This window comes from Pseudomonas sp. MT92 (genome assembly GCF_058792515.1).
Window position 1 is genome coordinate 1 of the sequence record NZ_JBXAFA010000033.1, and the last position, 20,009, is coordinate 20,009.

The window sequence follows — 20,009 nt, forward strand, 5'->3', positions numbered from 1 at the left end:
GCACCTATACCCTAAAAATACATAGGATGTGGGTAAGTGACCGCAAGGAGTTGTCTAAATTGAATTTTTAGACCAATGCGCTGTTATGCATAAATACATCGCAATGCATCACAACCTCCCAGGCGCCGACGGTAACGTCGGCGCCTTTTTATTTAGTAATAGGATCTCCCAGCGCCTTGCGAACTGCGCGGGCAAAGCCCACCTCGAACATCGTCCGGCCGCGCTCGTTAACGATTTCACCGTGGCTGCCTTCCTTCATGCCGCGCTCTTCGAGGTAGCTGGCCGACACAGCTTTTTCCAAGGCTTCCCGTTCTGACGGTGTGAGTTGCGCGGACGAGTCGAGCAAGGCGGGCAGCTGTATTTCCGGGGCAGCAGAACCGGTTGCATCTATGTGACGGCGGTCCACGTTCACTTGGGTATGGGCTTTCAGCACGTTGAGCTGCGCCTTGAGCTTGTCGCGTTCAGCGATGACGGCCTGCATAATGGAGCGGATGGCAGGGTCTTCGATGCGCATAAGGTATTCGTGGCTCGCTAGGGTCTTTGGGGGCTTGGGCTTAGCGGGACCGGCATAGGCGGCCCAGGCTTCGATGAGCGCCCGGTAGTCGGCAGACGGAGCGTTGTACAGGGCTCGGCCCTTCAAGATGCATTCGGCTTCAGCCAAGCGGCCGATGGCCGACAGCGCGAAGTCGCGCGAGCCAGCCGCGTGCTGTCTACGGCAAAGCTCATGTATCTTCGCAAGGTTCGCCCGCCGGTTAGAACGTCCACCCTTGTTAAGGAGCGACGTCAGCACAGCGTCCGGGTGGAGGTCTGTCATGCCGTTCATGCCTGCTCTCCCGTCGGGGGCCTTCGCTGAGTGAGCGGCGCCTGATCAGCCTGTGCTCCGGTCAGCAGGCAGACGAGGTCCATGTCAAAATGCTGGCTGAGGCGTGCGCCTGCGTCCATTATGCGAATTACTTCCCGCTGGCCCAGAGCGGGATTTTCAGGGTGTATCTGCTGGGCTAGTCGTCGCATGAAGGCGTTGCCGGCGAGAAGTTGTTCCTGCTCGTTCAGGAGCATGAATACGGGTTGCAGGTTGTCGCGGTAGAGCACTCCATCGAGTAGCTGGCTGCGGCGGAGGACCGCCTTGCCCGGCTCCAGGTCGGGGTAAACCTCGACGCTGTCACAAACGCCGGCCAGTTGGAGCAGCTCCGAGTCTGTCTCATCGAAGATTACCTGTACCTCTCTCTCCGCACCGACCGTGATCAATTGCGTTCCGTCGCCCTGCGGGACTTCAAGCACCCTCTTGCAACGTTCGATGAGCCGCCAGCAGGCCACCAAGTCTTCGGCCAAGTCGCTGAATCGCTTCATAGCGCTTTCCCATACTCGCTCGGACTGGCGGAAGTCGCCCACCCGGGCGAACGGCTGCCCCGTGTACTCCGCATCCGCCTTCTGCTTTTTCAGATCGTGTAGCTCCTGCTCACGGCTAAGGCAAGCGTTACGGGCATCGTCAAAGTGATAGGCTAGCGTGTTGAAGTGAGCTGCCAGCGCAGGCAGGTAATGCGGCTCGGTGACGAACCAGCGACAACGCACGCAATTGCGACTGCCACCCGGAACCGGCCCGTATTTGGTATTCACTGACGAACTACTGTTGGTGATCATAGGCCCCCCGTTATAGCACCCCCCCACCATGCCATTGCCTTCAACATCGCTGGTGTTGCCGCCGACCAAGCACAGACCGTGGTGCATCGGCATCCAGCCCGCCGGGTTGCGCGCGGCTGGATGCTGCGGGATGGCTGCGGCCAGGCTAGGCACACTGTTACAGATGGCCTTCTGCAGTAGTTCGTCGTGTAAAGTGTCAAGCAGGAAGTCCTGAATGCGCGCTTCCTTGTTCGCCTCCAGCCGCTCCGCGGCGCCAAGCAGCACGTCGCGAATGTAACTCCCGCCGGGCTTTGTGTAATACAGCGTCATAAGCAGGCGGCTGTGGCCAACGAGCTTCTGCAACACGGGGAATGGCACTTGTCCATCCAGAGCCAGAGCGGTGATGAGGGAGACGCGCAGGCTGTGCAGGGGAAAGAGAGTTGTTCTCCCGTTATTCTGCTCTTCCAGTGGTGGCAAGAAACGAATCAGTGCACCGTTGCGATGAGTCTCACCACGGTTAGCAACGCGGATTTCCAGTGCCTCCAATAGACGGAACCAGCACGCCTCTAGTTTGCCGTATCGCTGCACAGGAAAATTCCACTCGCCATCTCGCGCCTCCGGCAGCCTGAAGAGAAAGCAGGCATCCGAATAGCCAGCGAGTTGCACCTCGCTTTTTGCCCGGAGGTGACGGCCGTCCAGTTCCCTCCACGCCGTGCGCCGCGAGAGCGGGTTGTACTTCTCCTGCCAGTTGCGCAATTTCTCTAGCCAGTAGAAGACATCTTGGTGAACTGGCCCGCCAGAAGGCCAGGGCAGTACGTAGCCCTTGTCGGGACCGGATCTACCGATGTCGGCGGTCTTGTTCGTATTTATGTAGAGAATGGCCAGGGCAGGCTCAACGTCGGTGGCCGGAGTACTACGGCGGAACACCCCTTGCTGGAGGGGGTGGCGTGCGCTGCCCTGAGCTAGCCGGTTCGCATTTAACGCCCACGCACCTTCTGCGTAGCGCCAGGTATCGGCTTCGCCTGAATCGAGCATGCGGACCTGGAAGGTGCGTAACGGCAGTATGAGCTTGACGAGGAGAGCTACCCAGCGCACCGGTGACCACATTTCCAGGCGTGTGCCGTTCTTGATTGATCGCTCACGCCACACGCAGTCCGGATCGTTACGGTCAATCTGGTCTTCGTTCGCTTCAAACCAGTCGGGTCCGCGCTGGTCGCTTTCCGCGCCTAGGGCACCATGCGCCCAATGCCAGCTCCGGAAGTTCGGCCCTGACGCGAGCATGCAGCGCAGTTCGTCGATGTAGCCGTAGGGCAGCGGAGAATGCACGCTTTCGTCGCGCCGAGGCAGGCCGCTCTTGGACATCTTGGGTACTGGGTTGCGGAAGGCAGGCGAGACCACTGGATCACCGTCGTCGGCTGCTTCGCTGAACTCGCGCAGAAGCACGAAGTGCAAGAAGGAGTGTATGGTGTTGTTGTATTGGATGCCGTCTGCAGAATCCGGGCAGACTGTGCGGTGAAAGTCAGGGAGGACCGTGACGCGGGCCAAGAATACTGCCGGGTCGAGCGGCAACCCCTGCAGGACGAGGTATCGCTCGAAGAACGCCGCAAGGGCCTGGAGCTTCTTACCAACTCCGCTTGTTTCCCCTTTCAACCACAGAATGGCCAAGGCGCGCCAGACAGCCAACTGCGGATGTTCGCGTTCCACCCAGCCCAGATTGGTGTCGGTATTACGATTCAACCCTTTCCTCTTCGGGACAGGGCTGGTGGATGTCTTGGGCGCCGTCTTCTCTTTGGTCATACGGATTCTTCACTCGCTGAGTTCGATGCCTGATTCTCGGCTAGGCACGAACCGCGTGCCGGCGTGTTTGTTCCGCAGCCGCTGCGCAGCCGCATTAAGCGCCGCCAAGGCCTCGCGAGCGGTCGCCCGGGTGTAGACCTCTTGGCTTTCCTCGGAGGCGTGATGCATGAAGCGGCGAATCAGTGACTTGTCGACACCTGCGCTGCGCAGTCGGCGGCCGTAGGCGTGACGGTGACCGTGTGGTGTCGTGCCCAGTGCTTTGCCGACCGCGAGGCCGATACGTTCGCAAGCGGTGGCATGTGCTTTGTTGTACTGGGCGAGCGTGTACATCGCGCCCACGGGCTCGCGGCTCAGGTTGATGAAGGCAAACGGATGGTCGCGCTCGATACGTGCAACTTGGTCCAGGTAGCGATACCAAAGTTGCAGGAACCACTCGCCATATTCAGGCAGGAACCAGTAGGCCTGCTTGTAGTAAGCCGCATCGTGCATGCCGCCCTTCCAGCCGGCGTGGCGCCGGTCCATCACCTCGGTGCGGGGCATCAGGCCGAACCGCTGGGCGAGGTATTCCGTGCGTTTGCCTTTACGAGGTTTGCCCTTTTCGTCGCACCAATCGGCAGGCGCAGCGCCATGGCTTGGGTGATGAATCAGCACCTTGGCCTGGCGTGGGCAGACCAAGTCAGGGAACACGTCCGAAATATAGAGGTGGAAAGGCTCCGACTCGCGGAAGCCAGCGCCGTGCAACAGAAGTGTGATGAGCATGCCGCGATAGTCCTGACGTCCGGCCGTCCTGAATCCCTTGGCTATCAACTCCTCGAAGCGCTCTTCCGGGAAGGCCGGCGGCTCACTTCTTTCGACCTGCGGAAGGCGTCGCCCGCGGACACGATGTCCTGTTTCTGTGGGGGCTGCATTCGCCGCCCACGTGTGCCCAAGGAAGGCCCTGCTGCGTCGGAATTGGTACGCAGCCTCGTCAGTCTGTCGGTCGAAGGCGCCGCCCGCATAGCGTGGGTTCAACAAGGCCGCCTCGGGACGCATCTTCCCAAGCCAGTCGAAAAAGTCCGTCAGTTGGGTGACGATGTGCGAGGCGTCCTGCGGCGAGCGCGGCGCCCAGCACAAGCCGCTGGGATCAAGCCCCGTCTCAATGTCGAAGGTGCCGGTATACAGCCGCTGAGCGAAGTTCTGAAACAGACGATAGGTGTCGCGCTCGGCGGGATTGGATTGCAGGTACTCGAGAAACATCCGGACCGAGCGGGTGACTTTCGACATCCAAGTCAGGCTGCGGTCATGGCTGCGAGACAGGCAATAGTCGAGTAAAGGCTCCAACACCCCAGCCGACGTCAATAGCGCTGGCAGCTCGCTATAGATCCCTGTGGCGTCGGTGTAGACGCGAGCCTTGACTGTCACAAACACGATGCGCAGCTCCTATCTGAGCATCGTATAAGTTAAAGACGCCATTCCTGGCCTTCCTCAACGATCTGGTGCTCTTCGCTGACCACGCTGAGCGCCTTACCGCGATGTGCCAAGCAGAAGCGTGATACAACCTCTGCTTGAACGCCGGCCGCGGACGTCGTATCGGCAAGCGTGCCAACCCAGACATAGCGCAGTGTTTCTAGGCACGCGAGATAATAGCTGGTTGACATGGTTTAGCTCCGATCAATGAAGTGATAAGGGGCCAGAAAGACGAGGTTTATCTATGTTGCCTACAAGCAGAGCAACGAGATGAAATGTCAACGCTCACTTCGTTAACGTTAGGCAGATTGATGAGCATAGTCGACGGAAGGCGATCAGGTTGCAGGCTGACAAGGCGCTAACAACGAGTACAGGGAGGGAGATAGGGCTTTTGCTGCGATAGCGCGATTTGCACTCCACTTCAATACCTGTTCGCATTGACACTTGCGTCCGCTTTGGGGCGGTTTCAGCCGGTCTTGGCAGGCAGAAATCGGCCAAAAGCTGCCTTCCGCTCCCTGGTTCAGACCGCTTTGCACGTCAACCAGGCTCCCCAGCGCCAGCACTAACTATCAGTACCTGCGCCGAGCTGGTGTTGCGCAGGATTCACTTTGGGTCGTTGCGGCCTGTTTCTGGATGCAAAACAGGGAAAGCCTTCCCGGACGAAGCAGGTCGCCAGGCCATCTTTTGCGCAAGGTTCAAGCAGCACTAATCCGAATCAACCAAATCAGCATGGTTTGACGCCTGAGGGTTATTGCATGCGTAGGCCCGTGTATCGCACTCTCCCTCTTTCAAACACATTGCAATGGATAGCACTGGGGAAATAGGGATGTTCGGCACACTCTTCAAACGCATCTACACAGGCAAGACTGCTTCGCTGGTTTCTCTCATGACATCAGCGGCCTGCGGAAGCGAGACATCAACTTTTCCCGATGCCGCAGCCAATGAACCGGTCACATTGTCAGCTTTTAACGAGCTGCCTCAGCATGTGCTTCAACTCTCACGGACAGCCAAATGATCGCAGAAGGACTTTCGCTGCTCATCGACTATGGCATTTATCTGCTTCCTGGTCTTAGCCTCTGTGCCCTCTGGTTCCGTCTGACACCGAAGACACAGCCAGGTTTGCGCATAGTTATCCTGCTGCTTGGCTTCGTACTGATGCGCGATGTGATGACCCCGCTGCGCTTATGGTCCCTGAGTGGTGACGTGCAGATCAGCTTTGTTTCAAATCCGTTTGTCTTGGCCGCACTGGGCGTCCTGTCTTTGGCTATCGTCGCCGCGCTGGCAAGGATCGCACCAGAGCTATGGGGACTCATCGCCTGGAGTAAGGGCAATCGGGCTGTCGGACTCACTCTGGGCTTCGCTGCCGGGTATGCGATCGGCGTTCCGCTGCGGCTTTACCAAGGAATCGATATAGGCGAGATCGCGGGTTATTGGCCTTGGTTGCTGAGTATGGTCGTGCTGGCTTTCGGCGGCAATGCGCTAGAAGAGGTGCTGTTTCGCGGCTTCCTGCAAGGTCACCTCGAACACCACACCTCTGCGCTACGAGCAGCCCTGATCAGCGCTGTCGCCTTCGCAGCCTGCCATTCGTTCCTGGCGCTAAGCGTCACCCGGATTGGCTGGCCGATTTTACTGTTCACTCTGATTGAGGGTCTGGTCTGTTCTTTCGTCCGCATGCGCTACGGGGTAACCGCCGCCACAGCCGCACACGGGACTGCAATATTACTCATTGCCACACCCATGTGATTGATCACAGGCGGGTAGCGCCATCGCCACTGCGCAGGGCGCTATTCCCCCTCAGAAGACTGGCGGTTCAGGGTCGATTTCTGTCAGCCGTGACAGGCAGATAACGGCCAAAAGTGGACGCTCGATTTTCAAAAAATGCAATATCAGCGATATGGCGTCGCTAATGGGTTGGGCTCCAGTTGACTGGGGAAAACATCAAATTTGGGTCGATACTTCCTGTTACCTCTCTCCGCTTCTCGCTTGCCGCCGGTCACGTGAGCTCGAATTGGTTGTGTCAGCCTGTCCTTCGACTCGTCATCTGAAAATATCTGTCTCTTGGCTCAGACCTTCCTTAGCTCTGCCGTTAATCCGTTTAGTGGAATTTGTGATGTGGGCCGTCTAGGCTGAATTCAAAGTTTGGCAGGAGCGATAACCATGCCATCAGCGGATGACTCTACCCAGCAAGCGCGCAAAGAAACCCGCCTGTTCTTTTTTCTGATTGTCATTTTTTTTCCATTGCTGTCCGTGGCGATAGTGGGTGGTTACGGCTTCTTTGTCTGGTTTCTGCAAATGCTGCTCGGCCCTCCTGGTCCACCTAATTGATCGTTTTCCATCTTTAGCAAAAGACGGGGAGTACGGGTCATGGAAAAGACGCTGCATATAGCCAGTCTGGTGGTGCTTGCCCACCCTGAATTATTCGAGGCGGTGAAAGCCAACTTGCGCTTGCTCGAAGGCGTTGAACTGCACCAGGAAAGTCCCGCCGGCAAGCTGGTTGTGGTGCTGGAGATGGAAGACGAAAGTGAAATTTCCCGGCGCATCAGTGAGATCAACGGCTTGCCGGGTGTGCTCAATGCCGCCCTCGTTTATCACGAGATTCTCGATGTTACGGGAGAAAGCACATGCCTATGACTCGACGCGAGTTTGTCAAAGCCCAGGCCGCCGGGATCGCCGCGGCGGCGGCGGGGCTCCCGGTGTTTACCTCTGCCAGCAACCTGATCACTGAAGAAGACCGGGTGGCCCTGGACTGGAATAAAGCGCCTTGCCGCTTTTGCGGTACCGGGTGCAGCGTCATGGTGGCAACCAAGGACAATCGGGTGGTCGCCACTCATGGTGATGTGAAAGCCGAGGTCAATCGCGGGCTGAACTGCGTCAAAGGCTACTTCTTATCGAAGATCATGTACGGCGTTGATCGCCTGACTCAGCCGCTGTTGCGCATGACCAACGGGCAGTACGACAAGCAAGGCGAGTTTCAACCGGTGTCCTGGGATCAAGCATTTGATGTGATGGAGTTGAAATTCAAGGAGGCGATAAAAAATAAAGGGTCCGAGTCAATCGCCATGTTCGGATCGGGTCAGTGGACCGTCTGGGAAGGGTACGCGGCCAACAAGTTGATGAAGGCGGGTTTTCGCTCCAACAACATTGACCCCAACGCGCGTCATTGCATGGCCTCGGCGGTCATGGGCTTTATGCGCACGTTCGGTATGGATGAGCCGATGGGGTGTTATGACGATATTGAAGTCACCGATGCGTTCGTGCTGTGGGGCTCAAACATGGCGGAGATGCACCCGATTCTTTGGAGCCGGGTGGCGGATCGCCGATTGAGTCAGCCCAACGTCAAGGTGGCCGTACTGTCGACCTTTGAGCATCGCAGTTTTGAGTTGGCTGACATCCCCATGGTGTTCAAGCCACAGACTGATCTTTTCATCCTCAATTACATTGCCAACCACATCATTGAAAGCGGCTCGGTCAACAAGGATTTTGTCAGCAAACACACCAAATTTGCCAAAGGTACGGATGACATCGGCTACGGCCTGCGTCCCGATAACCCACTGGAGATGAAGGCCCAGAATGCGGCCAAGGCGAACACCTGGAGTGACATCGACTTTGAGCAATTCGCGGCGTTCGTAAAACCTTACACCCTTGAGCGTACCGCCAAGGAAACCGGCGTGCCGGCCGAGCAACTCAAGGCCCTGGCCGAACTGTATGCGGACCCGAAGCGCAAGGTGGTCTCCTTCTGGACCATGGGCTTTAACCAACACACGCGGGGCGTCTGGGCGAATAACCTGATTTACAACATCCACCTGCTGACCGGAAAAATCAGCGAGCCGGGCAACAGTCCTTTTTCCCTGACGGGGCAGCCTTCGGCTTGTGGCACGGCGCGGGAAGTGGGGACGTTCTCCCATCGCCTGCCCGCTGATCTGGTGGTCACCAATCCAAAGCATCGCGCCACGGCGGAGAAAATCTGGAAACTACCCCCGGGCACCATCAATGAAAAAGTCGGGTTCCATGCCGTGCAGCAGAGCCGGATGCTCAAGGACGGCGTGCTCAATGTGTATTGGACCATGGCCAGCAACAACATGCAGGCCGGCCCCAACATCATGCAGGAAGTGTTGCCGGGTTGGCGCAATCCCGAGAACTTTGTGATTGTCTCGGATGTGTATCCCACCGTCTCGGCCCAGGCGGCCGATCTGATTCTGCCCACCGCGATGTGGGTCGAAAAAGAGGGCGCTTACGGCAACGCGGAACGACGTACGCAGTTCTGGCATCAATTGGTTTCGGCGCCGGGTGACGCCAAGTCCGATCTCTGGCAACTGGTGGAGTTTTCCAAGCGCTTTAAAACGGACGAAGTCTGGTCCGAGGAAATATTGTCGGCCTCACCGCAGTACAAGGGCAAAACCCTGTACGAGGTGTTGTTCAAGAACGGTCAGGTCGATCAATTCCCGCTTGATCAGATGGCGGCGGGCTATAAAAACGACGAGGCCGGGGATTTTGGTTTTTACCTGCAAAAAGGGCTGTTCGAAGAATATGCCCAATTCGGCCGTGGCCACGGTCATGACCTTGCCCCGTTCGATCTCTATCACACCGAACGTGGGTTGCGATGGCCCGTGGTCGAGGGCAAGGAAACACGCTGGCGTTTCCGGGAAGGCTATGACCCCTACGTGGAGAAGGGCAGCGGTGTGCAGTTCTACGGCTATCCCGACAAGAAGGCGATTATTTTCGCGCTCCCTTACGAGCCCCCTGCGGAATCGCCCGACGCGGAGTTCCCATTCTGGTTGAGCACCGGACGAGTGCTTGAGCACTGGCACACCGGGTCCATGACCCAGCGTGTCGAGGAACTTCATAAGGCAGTCCCTGATGCGTTGGTCTACATGCACCCGACCGATGCCAAAGCCTTGAATGCCCGTCGAGGCAGCGAAGTGAAGCTGATCAGCCGACGCGGTGAGATGCGTGCGCGCATCGAAACCCGAGGTCGTAACAAACCACCGCAAGGCCTGGTGTTCGTACCGTTCTTCGATGCCAACAAGCTGATCAACAAGGTCACGCTCGATGCGACGGACCCCATCTCCAAGCAGACTGATTACAAAAAATGTGCGATCAGGATTGAGTTGATCAAGACGGCATAAGGAGCGCTCAGATGAAGAGTCATTTGCTGTCTTTGCTGGCGGCTCTGTTGCTGTGGATACCGGTGGCATTCGCGGCTCAACCTGGTTACCCGCTGGATGCGCCTGCGCCGGACGGCCGGCGACCCGGAGGGACCTTGACCGAGGATTTGCCGGCACCGCCGCTCGCAGAGGACGAGAACAAGGACCTCAAGCGCGAGCGCAATTATCCCGACCAGCCGCCTACCATCCCGCACAGCATTCGGGGGTATCCGATCGACAAGAACAGCAACAAGTGCCTGTCCTGTCACAGCCGCGCCAATAGCGCACGTACTCAGGCGCCGATGATCAGCATCACCCATTACATGGACCGTGATGGTCAGGCACTGGCCGCAGTGTCGCCACGTCGGTATTTCTGCACTCAGTGTCACGTGCCACAGAAAGACGTTAAGCCACTGGTGGGCAACAGTTTCAAGAATATTGACCAGGTGCTGCAAGACGAAATCAACGGCCAGCAAAAACCTTAAGGAGAGGCCATGAAATCATTGCGTGCGCTGCTCAAAGACTATTGGGGCATTCTGCGTCGCCCCAGCGTGCATTACAGCCTGGGCTTTCTGACGCTCGGCGGGTTCATCGCCGGGGTGATTTTCTGGGGTGGTTTCAACACTGCGCTGGAAGCAACCAATACCGAGAAGTTCTGCATTTCCTGCCATGAAATGCGCGACAACGTGTTTGTCGAGTTGCAGGACACCATTCACTACACCAATCGTTCTGGCGTACGCGCTACCTGTCCGGACTGTCACGTCCCGCATGAGTGGACGCACAAGATTGCCCGCAAGATGCAGGCGTCCAAAGAGGTGTGGGGCAAGGTGTTCGGAACGATCGATACCCGGGAAAAATTTCTCGGTATGCGGCGTGAACTCGCCGAACACGAGTGGGGACGGCTCAAGGCAAACGACTCTCGCGAGTGCCGCAATTGTCATAACTTTGAATTCATGGACTTTACCCGCCAGGGCAAACGCGCCGCCAATATGCACTCCACATCACTGGCCAGCGGGCAGGCGACCTGTATTGACTGTCATAAGGGCATCGCCCACAAGTTGCCCGACATGAGTGGGGTCAAAGGCTGGTAGTCGAATCGGCCAGGGCTCTCACTTCGTTGCCGCCGAGCGGTATATCCGCGCCGGTTTTTCGACTTTGACACAATTCTCTCCCCCTCTCTGATAACCCCCCAAACCCAAAGTTTCAAGGGGGTATAGCCTCTGTGCCCAAGTTGGTCTGCGGATTCCACGCGCACTTTGACGCCCATTCTACAAACACTTGGACAGCGATCTCTCATTGATCCGGCCCACGCTCAGGCAGGCAGCAACGCAGGATTACCCACTACCATCGGCCTCTTTTATCGAAGCGAAGAGGTCGTCGTGGAGCGTTTAGCCTCATGCGACACGTCGAATGTGGTGAATTCTCAAGTGTTTCTAAACGCTTAATTGCATCGCACATGGCCACCCAATGCATTGCCACTCACAAGACATTTGCATTCGCGGTGACCGCCGTTTGCATACGGTTGACCAATGCACACACACAAGAGTCGACAGGCAGAGAGCGGCTGATCTCCGCCCTTCGCGAAGGGCAGCTATGGGTCGACCTCTGCCGGTCATAACCTAGGGACGTACAGGTCAAATTCGGTTCAAAGGAGCGTCAGATCGAATCCAAATAGCTGGGTAGATCTGGGAAAGGCAACGGCGAGATGAGCTAGGCTTCCGGCATCATTACTCAAGGACGACCGTCATGCCCGATAACTCAAATTGCAAAATCGCCACAGCGGACGCACTGACATTGCTCCTCCACAACCAGCACGCCCTATGTGCCGCGATAGAAGAAATAACCAGGTGGTTGTCAGAAAATGGGGTCGGCAGTGTCGCCGCTAATGCGATATCGGCAATGGAAACGCTGGACACAAATGCTCAAGCCATCACAGATTCCATTATGAGGGTACGCCAGTCTTAGATCACTCAGTGAGGTCCAGGACTGCCCTCTGATTTGAATGGCCCCTGACTTTGTAGACACAATTGACTCGACGGTCTGGCATGACCGTCGCAGTGATGGTCACACCTCCGTCTGCTCCGCCATTTCCAAGGCATCATCGACTTCGATTCCCAAATACCTGACAGTGCTTTCAAGCTTCGTATGACCAAGCAGGAGTTGGACCGCTCTCAGGTTCTTCGTCCTGCGATAAATCAACGAAGCCTTGGTTCTCCGTAGCGTGTGAGTACCATACATGGTTGGGTCAAGGCCAATGGTTGTCACCCACGCTTTGACTATTCGAGCGTATTGCCTGGTGGATAAATGCTCTGAAGCGTGCAGCCGGCTCGGGAACAAGAAATCCTCACTGCGGAGACGCGCCTGGCGCATCCACGCTTCCAGAACCGTTCGGGTCTGTTCAGTGATTTCAAATTGCACTGGGTGTTGAGTTTTCTGCTGCATCACGATGGCCCGTGACGACACATGCTCCCCATGGGCAATGTCTCTGACCCGCAATTTGGTTAAGTCACAGGCACGCAGCTTGCTATCGATGGCCAAGTTGAAGAGCGCCAAATCACGCGTCTTCTCAGCAAGCTGAAGTCTTATTCGGATAGCCCAGATATCTCTGACTCGGAGCGGGGCTTTCTGACCGACAAGCTTTCCCTTGTTCCAAGGCTGATGGCGGTATCTAGCAACAGTGTTCATGGCTCGTCCTCCACGTTGAGGGAAGACAAGGGTGGATCAGTCGCAATGGTGGTGGTGATCAGCCCTATAGCTGCCTGTCAGCAAAGGAATAAATCGGCCAATAGCTGTAAGTAAAGAAATGTTGTCTTTGCGGCTATTTTCAGCACTTAAAGAAAACATTTCTTTTCCTTGCTACTGGGATTTTGGGGCAACGACGAAGCGCGGGACAACAATCGCACGTCCGGCCAGGAACCGTCACCCTTCAGCTTTGACGAACGCGCTTCGTATTCTTACCGGCAGAAGAGTCCCGAAGGCCTAGGATCCAGGATATTGAGAGACGGTTTTATCCACCCTTACCAGCCTCCTCCACATTTGTTTTTTCGTCGCCGAATCCTATCTTCGAACAAATTATGGATTTTCGCATAATTGCGCATAAAGCCAATTTTGTGGATTTTTTTGCTAATGAGGCGACGAAAATAGCCATTCTAATATAAAAATTTAGTAATTTATACTATTCTTGAATTCGCGTTTTTTTAGTATTGCTTCGCGTCAACTAATGCTCTGGCTATAGCTGCTTGCTTGGGCGACTTCTGTCTGTCGCAACCGTCAGCTATGGCTCGACTGCGGAGTTCCACACCGGCTACCCATGTCGTTTTTCCCTCATCTTGGAGCGGCATCAGTAACGCACTCAGTGATTCCGGCGCCATGCTAACTGTGATGGGTGTTTTATCGTCCATAAATTAACCACATATCAAAACTAATTCTTTTTGCATTTTTTCATGCGCGGTACAAGTAAGTGACTGCCAACCTACGCAGTTAAAACTCCAAGGTAACCCGTGTTTTGAGCGCTACTCAGAAATATAGGTCAAATCCCCGGATTCGAGGGCTTTCGCATCCTGGGCGGAGCATCGGTCGGGATAGGGCGCGGTTTGCATCGTGAATACGCTAACGAGCGCTGTGCTGCTGGCGAAAGACTACGTAACGCCTCATTAGACAATTATCTGAGGCGTTACTCAGTTCTATGGAAGTGGTAATCAAGCCGAGTCGTAGAGGCGCTTAACACCCGCTAATAATTGATTGACACGCAACGCATTGCAGCCAGGATATTTTAGTTGGCGAACTAAGTACCCATATGCAACTGCCGCTCGCTCCCGTTTTCCCGCAGCTATTGTTTCCGACCACACTCTGCAACCGTTAAAAAACTCTTCAGCGGGGCAATTAAGACCAGAAAATTCCGGCTGCCCCCATACCAAAGCATCCTTCTCATTTGGCCATTCACTATTTCTAAATGGACCATCCGGATGGAAAAATGTGCTTAATTCAAATGTAATAGGATCTCTGCAGAGGGCGCCTTCCTCAACATCGCCGTAATCAATGAGAACTGGTACCCAAGCGTCGGAGAGAAGAACATTCATCCCATGTAAATCACCATGCACACAACCCCATTTAACGAGAACAGGGTTTTGCTCAAATCTTTCTACCCATTCGTGTGAAACTAGGTTTCGGATTTCTGCGAACTGTTCATCGCTTATAAAGCTACGTCTTATACTTTCAATTGAAACTCGTTTTTGTGTTGCCGCATCTGTCCAACGCTGAACGCATCCCATGACCGCCTTTATTACTTCGGTAGCGCCTTTTTCAATAATCGAAAATCCGGTAAATTCTGAGGCTGACGCTAGGCTGTAAAATACTCCTGACGTATCTTTAGCACCATGATTCAAGACAGCTACTTTTCTAGGTGTAGCGCTGGGTTCCAATCTCAAGATATATTTATCATGTCGTTCTACCTCATCTTGGATGTGGTCGGGCGAGCCAATCTTTGCGATCGAATCGTGAATTTTAGCTCCACTACCGTCCCTAACAAGAAGTTTTAGAACTAGTGCGCCGGATAAGCCGCCACTTAGCCTACGTACATCACAAAATACTCCGCCAACTGACGCAGTGAAAATTCGTACTAAACGCGCTACACGTAGATCTAAATCGGTTGCCGAATTGATCTCAACGTCGCATACGGCATCGCATGCCTTAATGTATGGATGAATGAGCGCATCCAGATTGTTTACTCGGTGCTTTGGTTGAAATCCAATTAATGATAGCGTTTTTCCTTGGCCCCAAATATCGACTTGATGGTTGAGGGCCATCATCTCCGGCAAAAATTGCTCTGCGGATGATCCTGTCAGCATGAATACAGGAGTACCAGGAGCAACAGCCCTCGCCAAATCTAACAAATCTCTGCCATGCTGAGGATCACTGTCCATGGATTGGTTCGCAGTAGGCAACTTTAAATCTAGAAAAATCAGATCGAAGAAATTATTTGTCAAAAAAACTGCCGCGACTTCGGCATAGGCAGCGACCGTAAAAGCTGGTTCACGACATAACGAGGAAACCCGCCTCTTAATTTCCTCAACAAAATCGGGTTCGTCCTCAATTATAAGAATATTCACTTCATCAAGCTCCATCTTAGCTCATATGCAGCTCCATCTGCTCCCGAATTCCGGAGCTCGACGGTGCCATGCAGTGTTTCAATCGCTTGTCGTGCTATACCCAAGCCGAAGCCAAGGTGGCCCGACTTCGTAGATTCACCGAGAACAAATGACCTTGATGAATTACTTGGTAAACCCGGACCGTTGTCGATTATTGTGATCCAATTATCGATGTCTGTTTGACCCCAGCTAACAATAATCGTCGGCTCCCGGTTTTCGGAACGGACGGAGATAGCTGCCTCTATGGCATTCTTAATACCATTGCAAAGAGCCAACGCCAAAAGACCTCTATCACAGAATATGACCAGTGGCTTTGACCCTACATAGGAAGCTTCAACATCACGTCCAACTCGTTCAAGCTCAACTAAATCTCGTATAAATGATGCAAGATCCATTTCTACTGGCTTAGGAGATGAAGTGGCTTTTTTTAGTTCTTCAATACCATCAAATGTATCTTGGAGCTGTTCTACTCTACGCTTTGAGTTGGAGTTATCATAGTTTGGTATATCATGGGATACCTCACTTGCAAGAAGGCCGAGCTTTGAACCGATTTCATGCAAAAGAAGGCCTGCAACCCATTCAATGGCATCAGCCCTAATGCGCTCCCTAACGTCGACTGGGACAATGTCATCCTCCTCTACCGGCTTCGCTGGTAATTGGACGTGAAGACCAGACACTATTCTATCAATACGCTTTTTAACGTATAAGTCCGTTTCAGTAGTCTGAAGTCTAAGTAAAAAAGCTATATCCGTCGGTAGAGCAACCTGTTCTAAAGCCCGCAATGCGCGAAACCTAACGTGCGAATTGCCGGTAGTCAGCGCCAGGAGAGCCTCTTCGCGGTTCATGTTAAGGGTTACCGCTATAGAAAGTTGCACGTTTTGAAAACGCCTCTGCGCCACCTTCCATAACGGTACTTATTGCCGATACAATGTCGCGCTCATGAAGAGGACCCGAAGAAATTCTAAAACCGCGACGGCCATCCGAGCCAAGATGCAGCACCATGTCGGCATTTCCGAGCACTGGAATATTAGGATTGTGTGTTGAAAAAATTATCTGTCCTTTACCACCTCGCGAAACTATCACCTTGATCAAGGTTTTAGCGATAAATGCATTGTCGATATGATCCTCCGGCTGATCGACTATTAGCATTCGGTTCATATGAGATAAAATCAACGGTAATACTACGGTGCATCGCTGCCCGGTTGAAAGATCGGAGATATCTTTATAATCTGTGCCATCGAGAAGTTGCAGGGAAACCTCATCTTCTATATTGATGGTACAAATCTCTCCTAAGTCACACCCTTTGAGGTGTGACAATAGTCGGGCTGCTCTATCCGCTGTGATATTTGCTGCGTCTGCGATAGTGTCCGCGTCAAAGTCATCTACGGCCTCTAAAAGTGCTCTAGGGCTCAAATTATTTGCTAGAGTTTCGGCCACCTCGGCGTACCGTAATCCACTTCCTCTTAAAGATTCAGAGATTGAGGCAGCAAATTTTTTTACTTGCCCATTCCGGAAAACTGACACGCGTATGCTAGGACCAACCAGTTTATTTAATGCATCAGATGCCTCATATCTTGCTTTGTATCGTGAGGCGCGTATCTCATCTAGCTGATCTAATGCAGCGGCTCTTTTATCAATTAGACTTTGTATGAATATTTTTCTCTGTCCTAGATACGCGGTTATGGAATCCAGTTTCGCAATTTTCTCTCTTAGTTCTTGTCCTTTTCTTAGCACTGCTCCTGATCCGGCTTGAATTCCTTCTACCTCCACCCGGAGTTGCCTTGCCATATCCTCTTGTACAACTTTATCACCAGTGCATTTTTTTACGACTTCATCCAATTCGTGATATATATTTATAACTTCCTTCAGTTCGCCACCTAGGCGCTCTTTTACGCCTTTTATCCTCTGGTTTATGGCAAGGATGTTTGTCGTGATTTTTGCTGCAAGATCAACATCAATATCAGAAGGCAGACCAAAATCGATCCCCTTTTTTACTTCGTGACTCCAACCTGCAACACTATCTTTAAGCCGAGTAACATGCTGAAGTATTACACTTATCCCTGATATCTCATTAGATCGGTGGCTGAGAAGCTGTGTTTTTGCCTGCAAATCTAAAGAGGTTTTCGAGACTTCTTGCTCTGCTTGAGCTGTTTTAGTCAGCTCTGCGTGCAGGTCAGGAAGAGCTTTCTGTGCTTGCTCGAACTCATCTATTTCCTTCCGGCAAGTTTCTATCTGTCGTGTCAAACTCCTACACTCTGCAACTACATCTCTTTCAACTACGTCGGAGTCTTGCTTGGTTCTTACAAACCCATCTAACAGTCTTAGTCGTCCTGCCGCCTCTAGCCCTACGGTTTCGATTTCTGTTTGAGAAAATATTACAGGTTTCCGATATACAGAAGTTGCTCTTGGGACCTCATCAGAAGCTGTTCTACTAACTAAAATTGTTTTATCTTCGTCAACTAAGGTAACCGTAACTTGGCCAGCTCCAAGTATAGATAGAGCATGATCTCTGCTGCGCCTAGTAGTTTCAGTAGTCGTGCTGGTGACATCTAAACAAAATCTGATTAATTCGATGAGTGATGTTTTACCTGTTCCCCGCGAACCAATTATTGCGTTCAGCCCCGGAGTAAAGGTGATATCCAAACCATCGAGGAAGCCCTCGTCGACTTGTACGCGTTGTATATACATTTAAACTCCAATCCATAGGATTTTTAACGATGAACCGCTCAGTTCATCAAAGATACCGCAGGCGTGCAATCTAGAGAATCCACAGGTAGATGTTTTTTTAGCAATGCAAAAACCTAACGGTGTGTTTCTGAGCCGAAAGCCGGAGTAACGAACAGCGAATCAAAAAACTGGCTGGTATGGACATACCTTGGTGTTGTGCTCAAAAAATTTACACGCATGGACTTGCTGCGTTGTCCATTTATTTAAGGAAAACAATGCGACTCGCGATATCCATGACCGCTAGCTAGCGTGTGAGTCAGCTGCACATTGTGTACCTGACTTACCGCCATTTGTCTTGATGCTCCTAATGCGTGCTGATCGGTGCGCTTGCAGCGCCGCTCGGGACTGTCTGGCGGTAGGTTTCACCTAGGGTCAAAAACTGTATTTGACGCGTATCGTGGCCCCTGTGAGGTGGCGGGTGACTCGTGTCAAACTATGTTGTAAGTGCCAGGGGGGCGTATTCCAAGCAGCGACTGGTCTATAACCGACCGCTACGGCTGGTTGGCAGTGAAGGATCAACTTGAGCGGGCAGCCGCGAAAGCAGGTATCCCTACTGGTCACATTGCCTAGCAGTGGGTCAATGCAACCCAAATCCAAATCCAAAGACTGCCTGCCAGCATTCAGCAAAGCTGTAATGGGGTGAGCGTCGAAACCGTCGAAAGGATAGACCATGGATGACTACGAAGAGTGTGACGAAGAGATTCCTTACGAGAGCCCTGAGGAAATCCATCAGATGGCGATTTACTCGGCTCTAAACAGCCTTGTTTTCTTCGCAAACAATCTCGACTTCAGCAACCAAGCGATGAGTCTCACGCTTGTGGATGAGTTCATCATGGATCTGGAGTATGGATACCTTCGTAGTAAATTCGATGAGACAAACACGTCCTACCAGTCGATGTTCTTATCTGCGCAGTCACAAATGTGGATTTTCTCTGCTTACGAACTGGTACGCACATGGCGCGAGAAAATCAGTAAGTACCTCAGAGCCGCAGACAATGGCGGGTTGCCGCTCAAGTTGAAGGAACTGCAGAAGCCCTTGAGCTATGAGAACTACACGATCCAAAAACGCATTGAGGAAATCAATCTGCTCATAGAGAAACCAGAGCTCGTTGATACGATGAGGGATGACTTAAAGCGTACTCAGATGCTCTTCACTCAAATGGAGCTCCTGCGAATGTCCCTCGCAAAACACCAGATGAGAAAGCGCCCCAGCGCCGCCGTCCTGACACCTACCGTAGGGTACATGAATCGCTGGTGTGGCTCCTTGGAGTACCAGATCAACAGCGGCCAAATGATCATCTGCAATCTGAGCCGCAGGGACATTGCGGATGGGATTCGAGCGATACCCGCAATGACCACCCCTTCCGACGACGACCTTGACTCATTTGAAGCTGCCATGCGGGGAGCTACTGATGATGAGCTCAAGTCAATGTGAATTGACCTCTTTTTTCTAGAGGTCTACCTACTACAGGACCTATACGCGGGAACGTCCGCCCCTGGCCGATTTCCGTCTGGCGCGACTGACAGAAATCGACCGATTCTGTTGAAAAAGTCGATTATGGTTCCACGGCTGAAAGCACGTGCTTGAGATTGAAATCTTTGCCTTGAGCACAAGACTCCGGGCTCAGATTCCGCCTAGCTGCGCGCAGTAAAGGCGTTTTCAGCAGTCCGTATGCAGGCAGTCTTGAGGGTTCGACTTTTTCAACAGAATCACCCCAAATAGTGTATGGCCGTTGGGGTGTAATTTTGAGTCAGAGTCTATTGCTGAAAACTCGCCGGCGATTATTTTGGATAGATTTGCGGGGGTGGCGTTGGGGCGCAGCTTTTGGCCGTTGTTTGCCGGTCGCCTCTTCGGCGTGCGTTGGTTGAGTCGGATGCAACGATGGATAACACGATTGCAGTTGGCAGGAGTGCGATTACGCACAAGGCGCCATGGAGGGCGATCACGCGTACAGGCTGAAGTTGAGAGCAGCCAGATTATGCATAGAAAGGTATCGCTACTGCATGCTATGTGGAATCACTGTATAGCTTCAGCGATTACACCTCAAAAAATACCCCTCAATAGAGGGGTATCGATAGAGGAAATCGCCTGTAAAGCCCTAATTATGTATTGCAGACTGGGGGGAATAAC

General features: G+C 53.3%; 17 protein-coding genes. 9 read left to right on the top strand and 8 right to left on the bottom strand.

What is annotated here, in order from left to right:
• Window positions 1-148: 148 nt before the first annotated feature.
• From gmtX to AC1Q6D_RS32600, 4 genes are read right to left on the bottom strand one after another with little or no spacing between them, the layout of a single operon-like run.
• Window positions 149-823 (bottom strand): gamma-mobile-trio protein GmtX, encoded by a 675-nt coding sequence (gene gmtX / locus AC1Q6D_RS32585; protein ID WP_103404527.1) that lies wholly within the window; start codon window positions 821-823, stop codon window positions 149-151.
• The gene (gene gmtZ, locus AC1Q6D_RS32590; RefSeq protein WP_103404528.1) at window positions 820-3,414 is read right to left on the bottom strand and encodes a gamma-mobile-trio integrase GmtZ; all 2,595 of its coding nucleotides are present in this window, start codon (window positions 3,412-3,414) and stop codon (window positions 820-822) included. The genes gmtX and gmtZ overlap by 4 nt, the downstream gene beginning before the upstream one ends.
• Window positions 3,415-3,423: 9 nt before the next feature.
• A complete protein-coding gene (gene gmtY / locus AC1Q6D_RS32595; protein ID WP_103404529.1) occupies window positions 3,424-4,821 on the bottom strand; it encodes a gamma-mobile-trio recombinase GmtY in 1,398 nt (465 codons plus the stop codon).
• 32 nt (window positions 4,822-4,853) lie between these two features.
• On the bottom strand, window positions 4,854-5,051 hold the full coding sequence (locus AC1Q6D_RS32600; RefSeq protein ID WP_103404530.1) for a hypothetical protein: 198 nt from the start codon (window positions 5,049-5,051) through the stop codon (window positions 4,854-4,856).
• Between the two features lie 635 nt (window positions 5,052-5,686).
• Between AC1Q6D_RS32600 and AC1Q6D_RS32605 the strand changes: the two genes are divergently transcribed.
• The 8 genes from AC1Q6D_RS32605 (at window position 5,687) to AC1Q6D_RS32640 (ending at window position 11,969) form a co-directional block, all read left to right on the top strand.
• Window positions 5,687-5,875 (top strand): hypothetical protein, encoded by a 189-nt coding sequence (locus AC1Q6D_RS32605; protein ID WP_146041493.1) that lies wholly within the window; start codon window positions 5,687-5,689, stop codon window positions 5,873-5,875.
• Complete coding sequence (locus AC1Q6D_RS32610; protein ID WP_103404531.1) at window positions 5,872-6,603, top strand: CPBP family intramembrane glutamic endopeptidase; 732 nt, start codon at window positions 5,872-5,874, stop codon at window positions 6,601-6,603. The genes AC1Q6D_RS32605 and AC1Q6D_RS32610 overlap by 4 nt, the downstream gene beginning before the upstream one ends.
• Window positions 6,604-7,017: 414 nt before the next feature.
• Entirely contained in the window at window positions 7,018-7,185 is a 168-nt protein-coding gene (locus AC1Q6D_RS32615; RefSeq protein ID WP_103404532.1) for a periplasmic nitrate reductase, NapE protein, read from the top strand.
• A 39-nt stretch (window positions 7,186-7,224) separates the two neighbouring features.
• Window positions 7,225-7,491, top strand: a complete 267-nt coding sequence (locus AC1Q6D_RS32620) for a chaperone NapD (RefSeq protein WP_007947575.1) — start codon at window positions 7,225-7,227, stop codon at window positions 7,489-7,491.
• Entirely contained in the window at window positions 7,482-9,986 is a 2,505-nt protein-coding gene (napA, locus tag AC1Q6D_RS32625) for a nitrate reductase catalytic subunit NapA (RefSeq protein ID WP_103404533.1), read from the top strand. The genes AC1Q6D_RS32620 and napA overlap by 10 nt, the downstream gene beginning before the upstream one ends.
• Window positions 9,987-9,997: 11 nt before the next feature.
• A complete protein-coding gene (locus AC1Q6D_RS32630) occupies window positions 9,998-10,489 on the top strand; it encodes a nitrate reductase cytochrome c-type subunit (protein WP_103404534.1) in 492 nt (163 codons plus the stop codon).
• A 9-nt stretch (window positions 10,490-10,498) separates the two neighbouring features.
• Window positions 10,499-11,095, top strand: coding sequence for a cytochrome c3 family protein (locus AC1Q6D_RS32635; RefSeq protein WP_103404535.1), 597 nt, complete (start codon window positions 10,499-10,501; stop codon window positions 11,093-11,095).
• A gap of 655 nt (window positions 11,096-11,750) precedes the next feature.
• Window positions 11,751-11,969, top strand: a complete 219-nt coding sequence (locus AC1Q6D_RS32640; RefSeq protein ID WP_103404536.1) for a hypothetical protein — start codon at window positions 11,751-11,753, stop codon at window positions 11,967-11,969.
• Between the two features lie 99 nt (window positions 11,970-12,068).
• Here the strand turns inward: AC1Q6D_RS32640 and AC1Q6D_RS32645 are convergent, their stop codons facing one another.
• The 4 genes from AC1Q6D_RS32645 to AC1Q6D_RS32660 all read right to left on the bottom strand — a co-directional run bounded on the left by AC1Q6D_RS32645 (window position 12,069) and on the right by AC1Q6D_RS32660 (window position 17,839).
• Window positions 12,069-12,689, bottom strand: coding sequence for a tyrosine-type recombinase/integrase (locus AC1Q6D_RS32645; protein ID WP_103404537.1), 621 nt, complete (start codon window positions 12,687-12,689; stop codon window positions 12,069-12,071).
• A gap of 1,013 nt (window positions 12,690-13,702) precedes the next feature.
• Window positions 13,703-15,127: a response regulator gene (locus tag AC1Q6D_RS32650; RefSeq protein WP_103404539.1), complete on the bottom strand. Its 1,425-nt coding sequence runs from the start codon at window positions 15,125-15,127 to the stop codon at window positions 13,703-13,705.
• Window positions 15,109-15,996: an ATP-binding protein gene (locus tag AC1Q6D_RS32655; protein WP_103404540.1), complete on the bottom strand. Its 888-nt coding sequence runs from the start codon at window positions 15,994-15,996 to the stop codon at window positions 15,109-15,111. The genes AC1Q6D_RS32650 and AC1Q6D_RS32655 overlap by 19 nt, the downstream gene beginning before the upstream one ends.
• A 1-nt stretch (window position 15,997) precedes the next feature.
• Complete coding sequence (locus AC1Q6D_RS32660; protein WP_103404541.1) at window positions 15,998-17,839, bottom strand: AAA family ATPase; 1,842 nt, start codon at window positions 17,837-17,839, stop codon at window positions 15,998-16,000.
• 709 nt (window positions 17,840-18,548) lie between these two features.
• Here AC1Q6D_RS32660 and AC1Q6D_RS32665 point away from each other — a divergent pair.
• Entirely contained in the window at window positions 18,549-19,313 is a 765-nt protein-coding gene (locus tag AC1Q6D_RS32665) for a hypothetical protein (protein WP_178083130.1), read from the top strand.
• Window positions 19,314-20,009 lie beyond the last annotated feature (696 nt).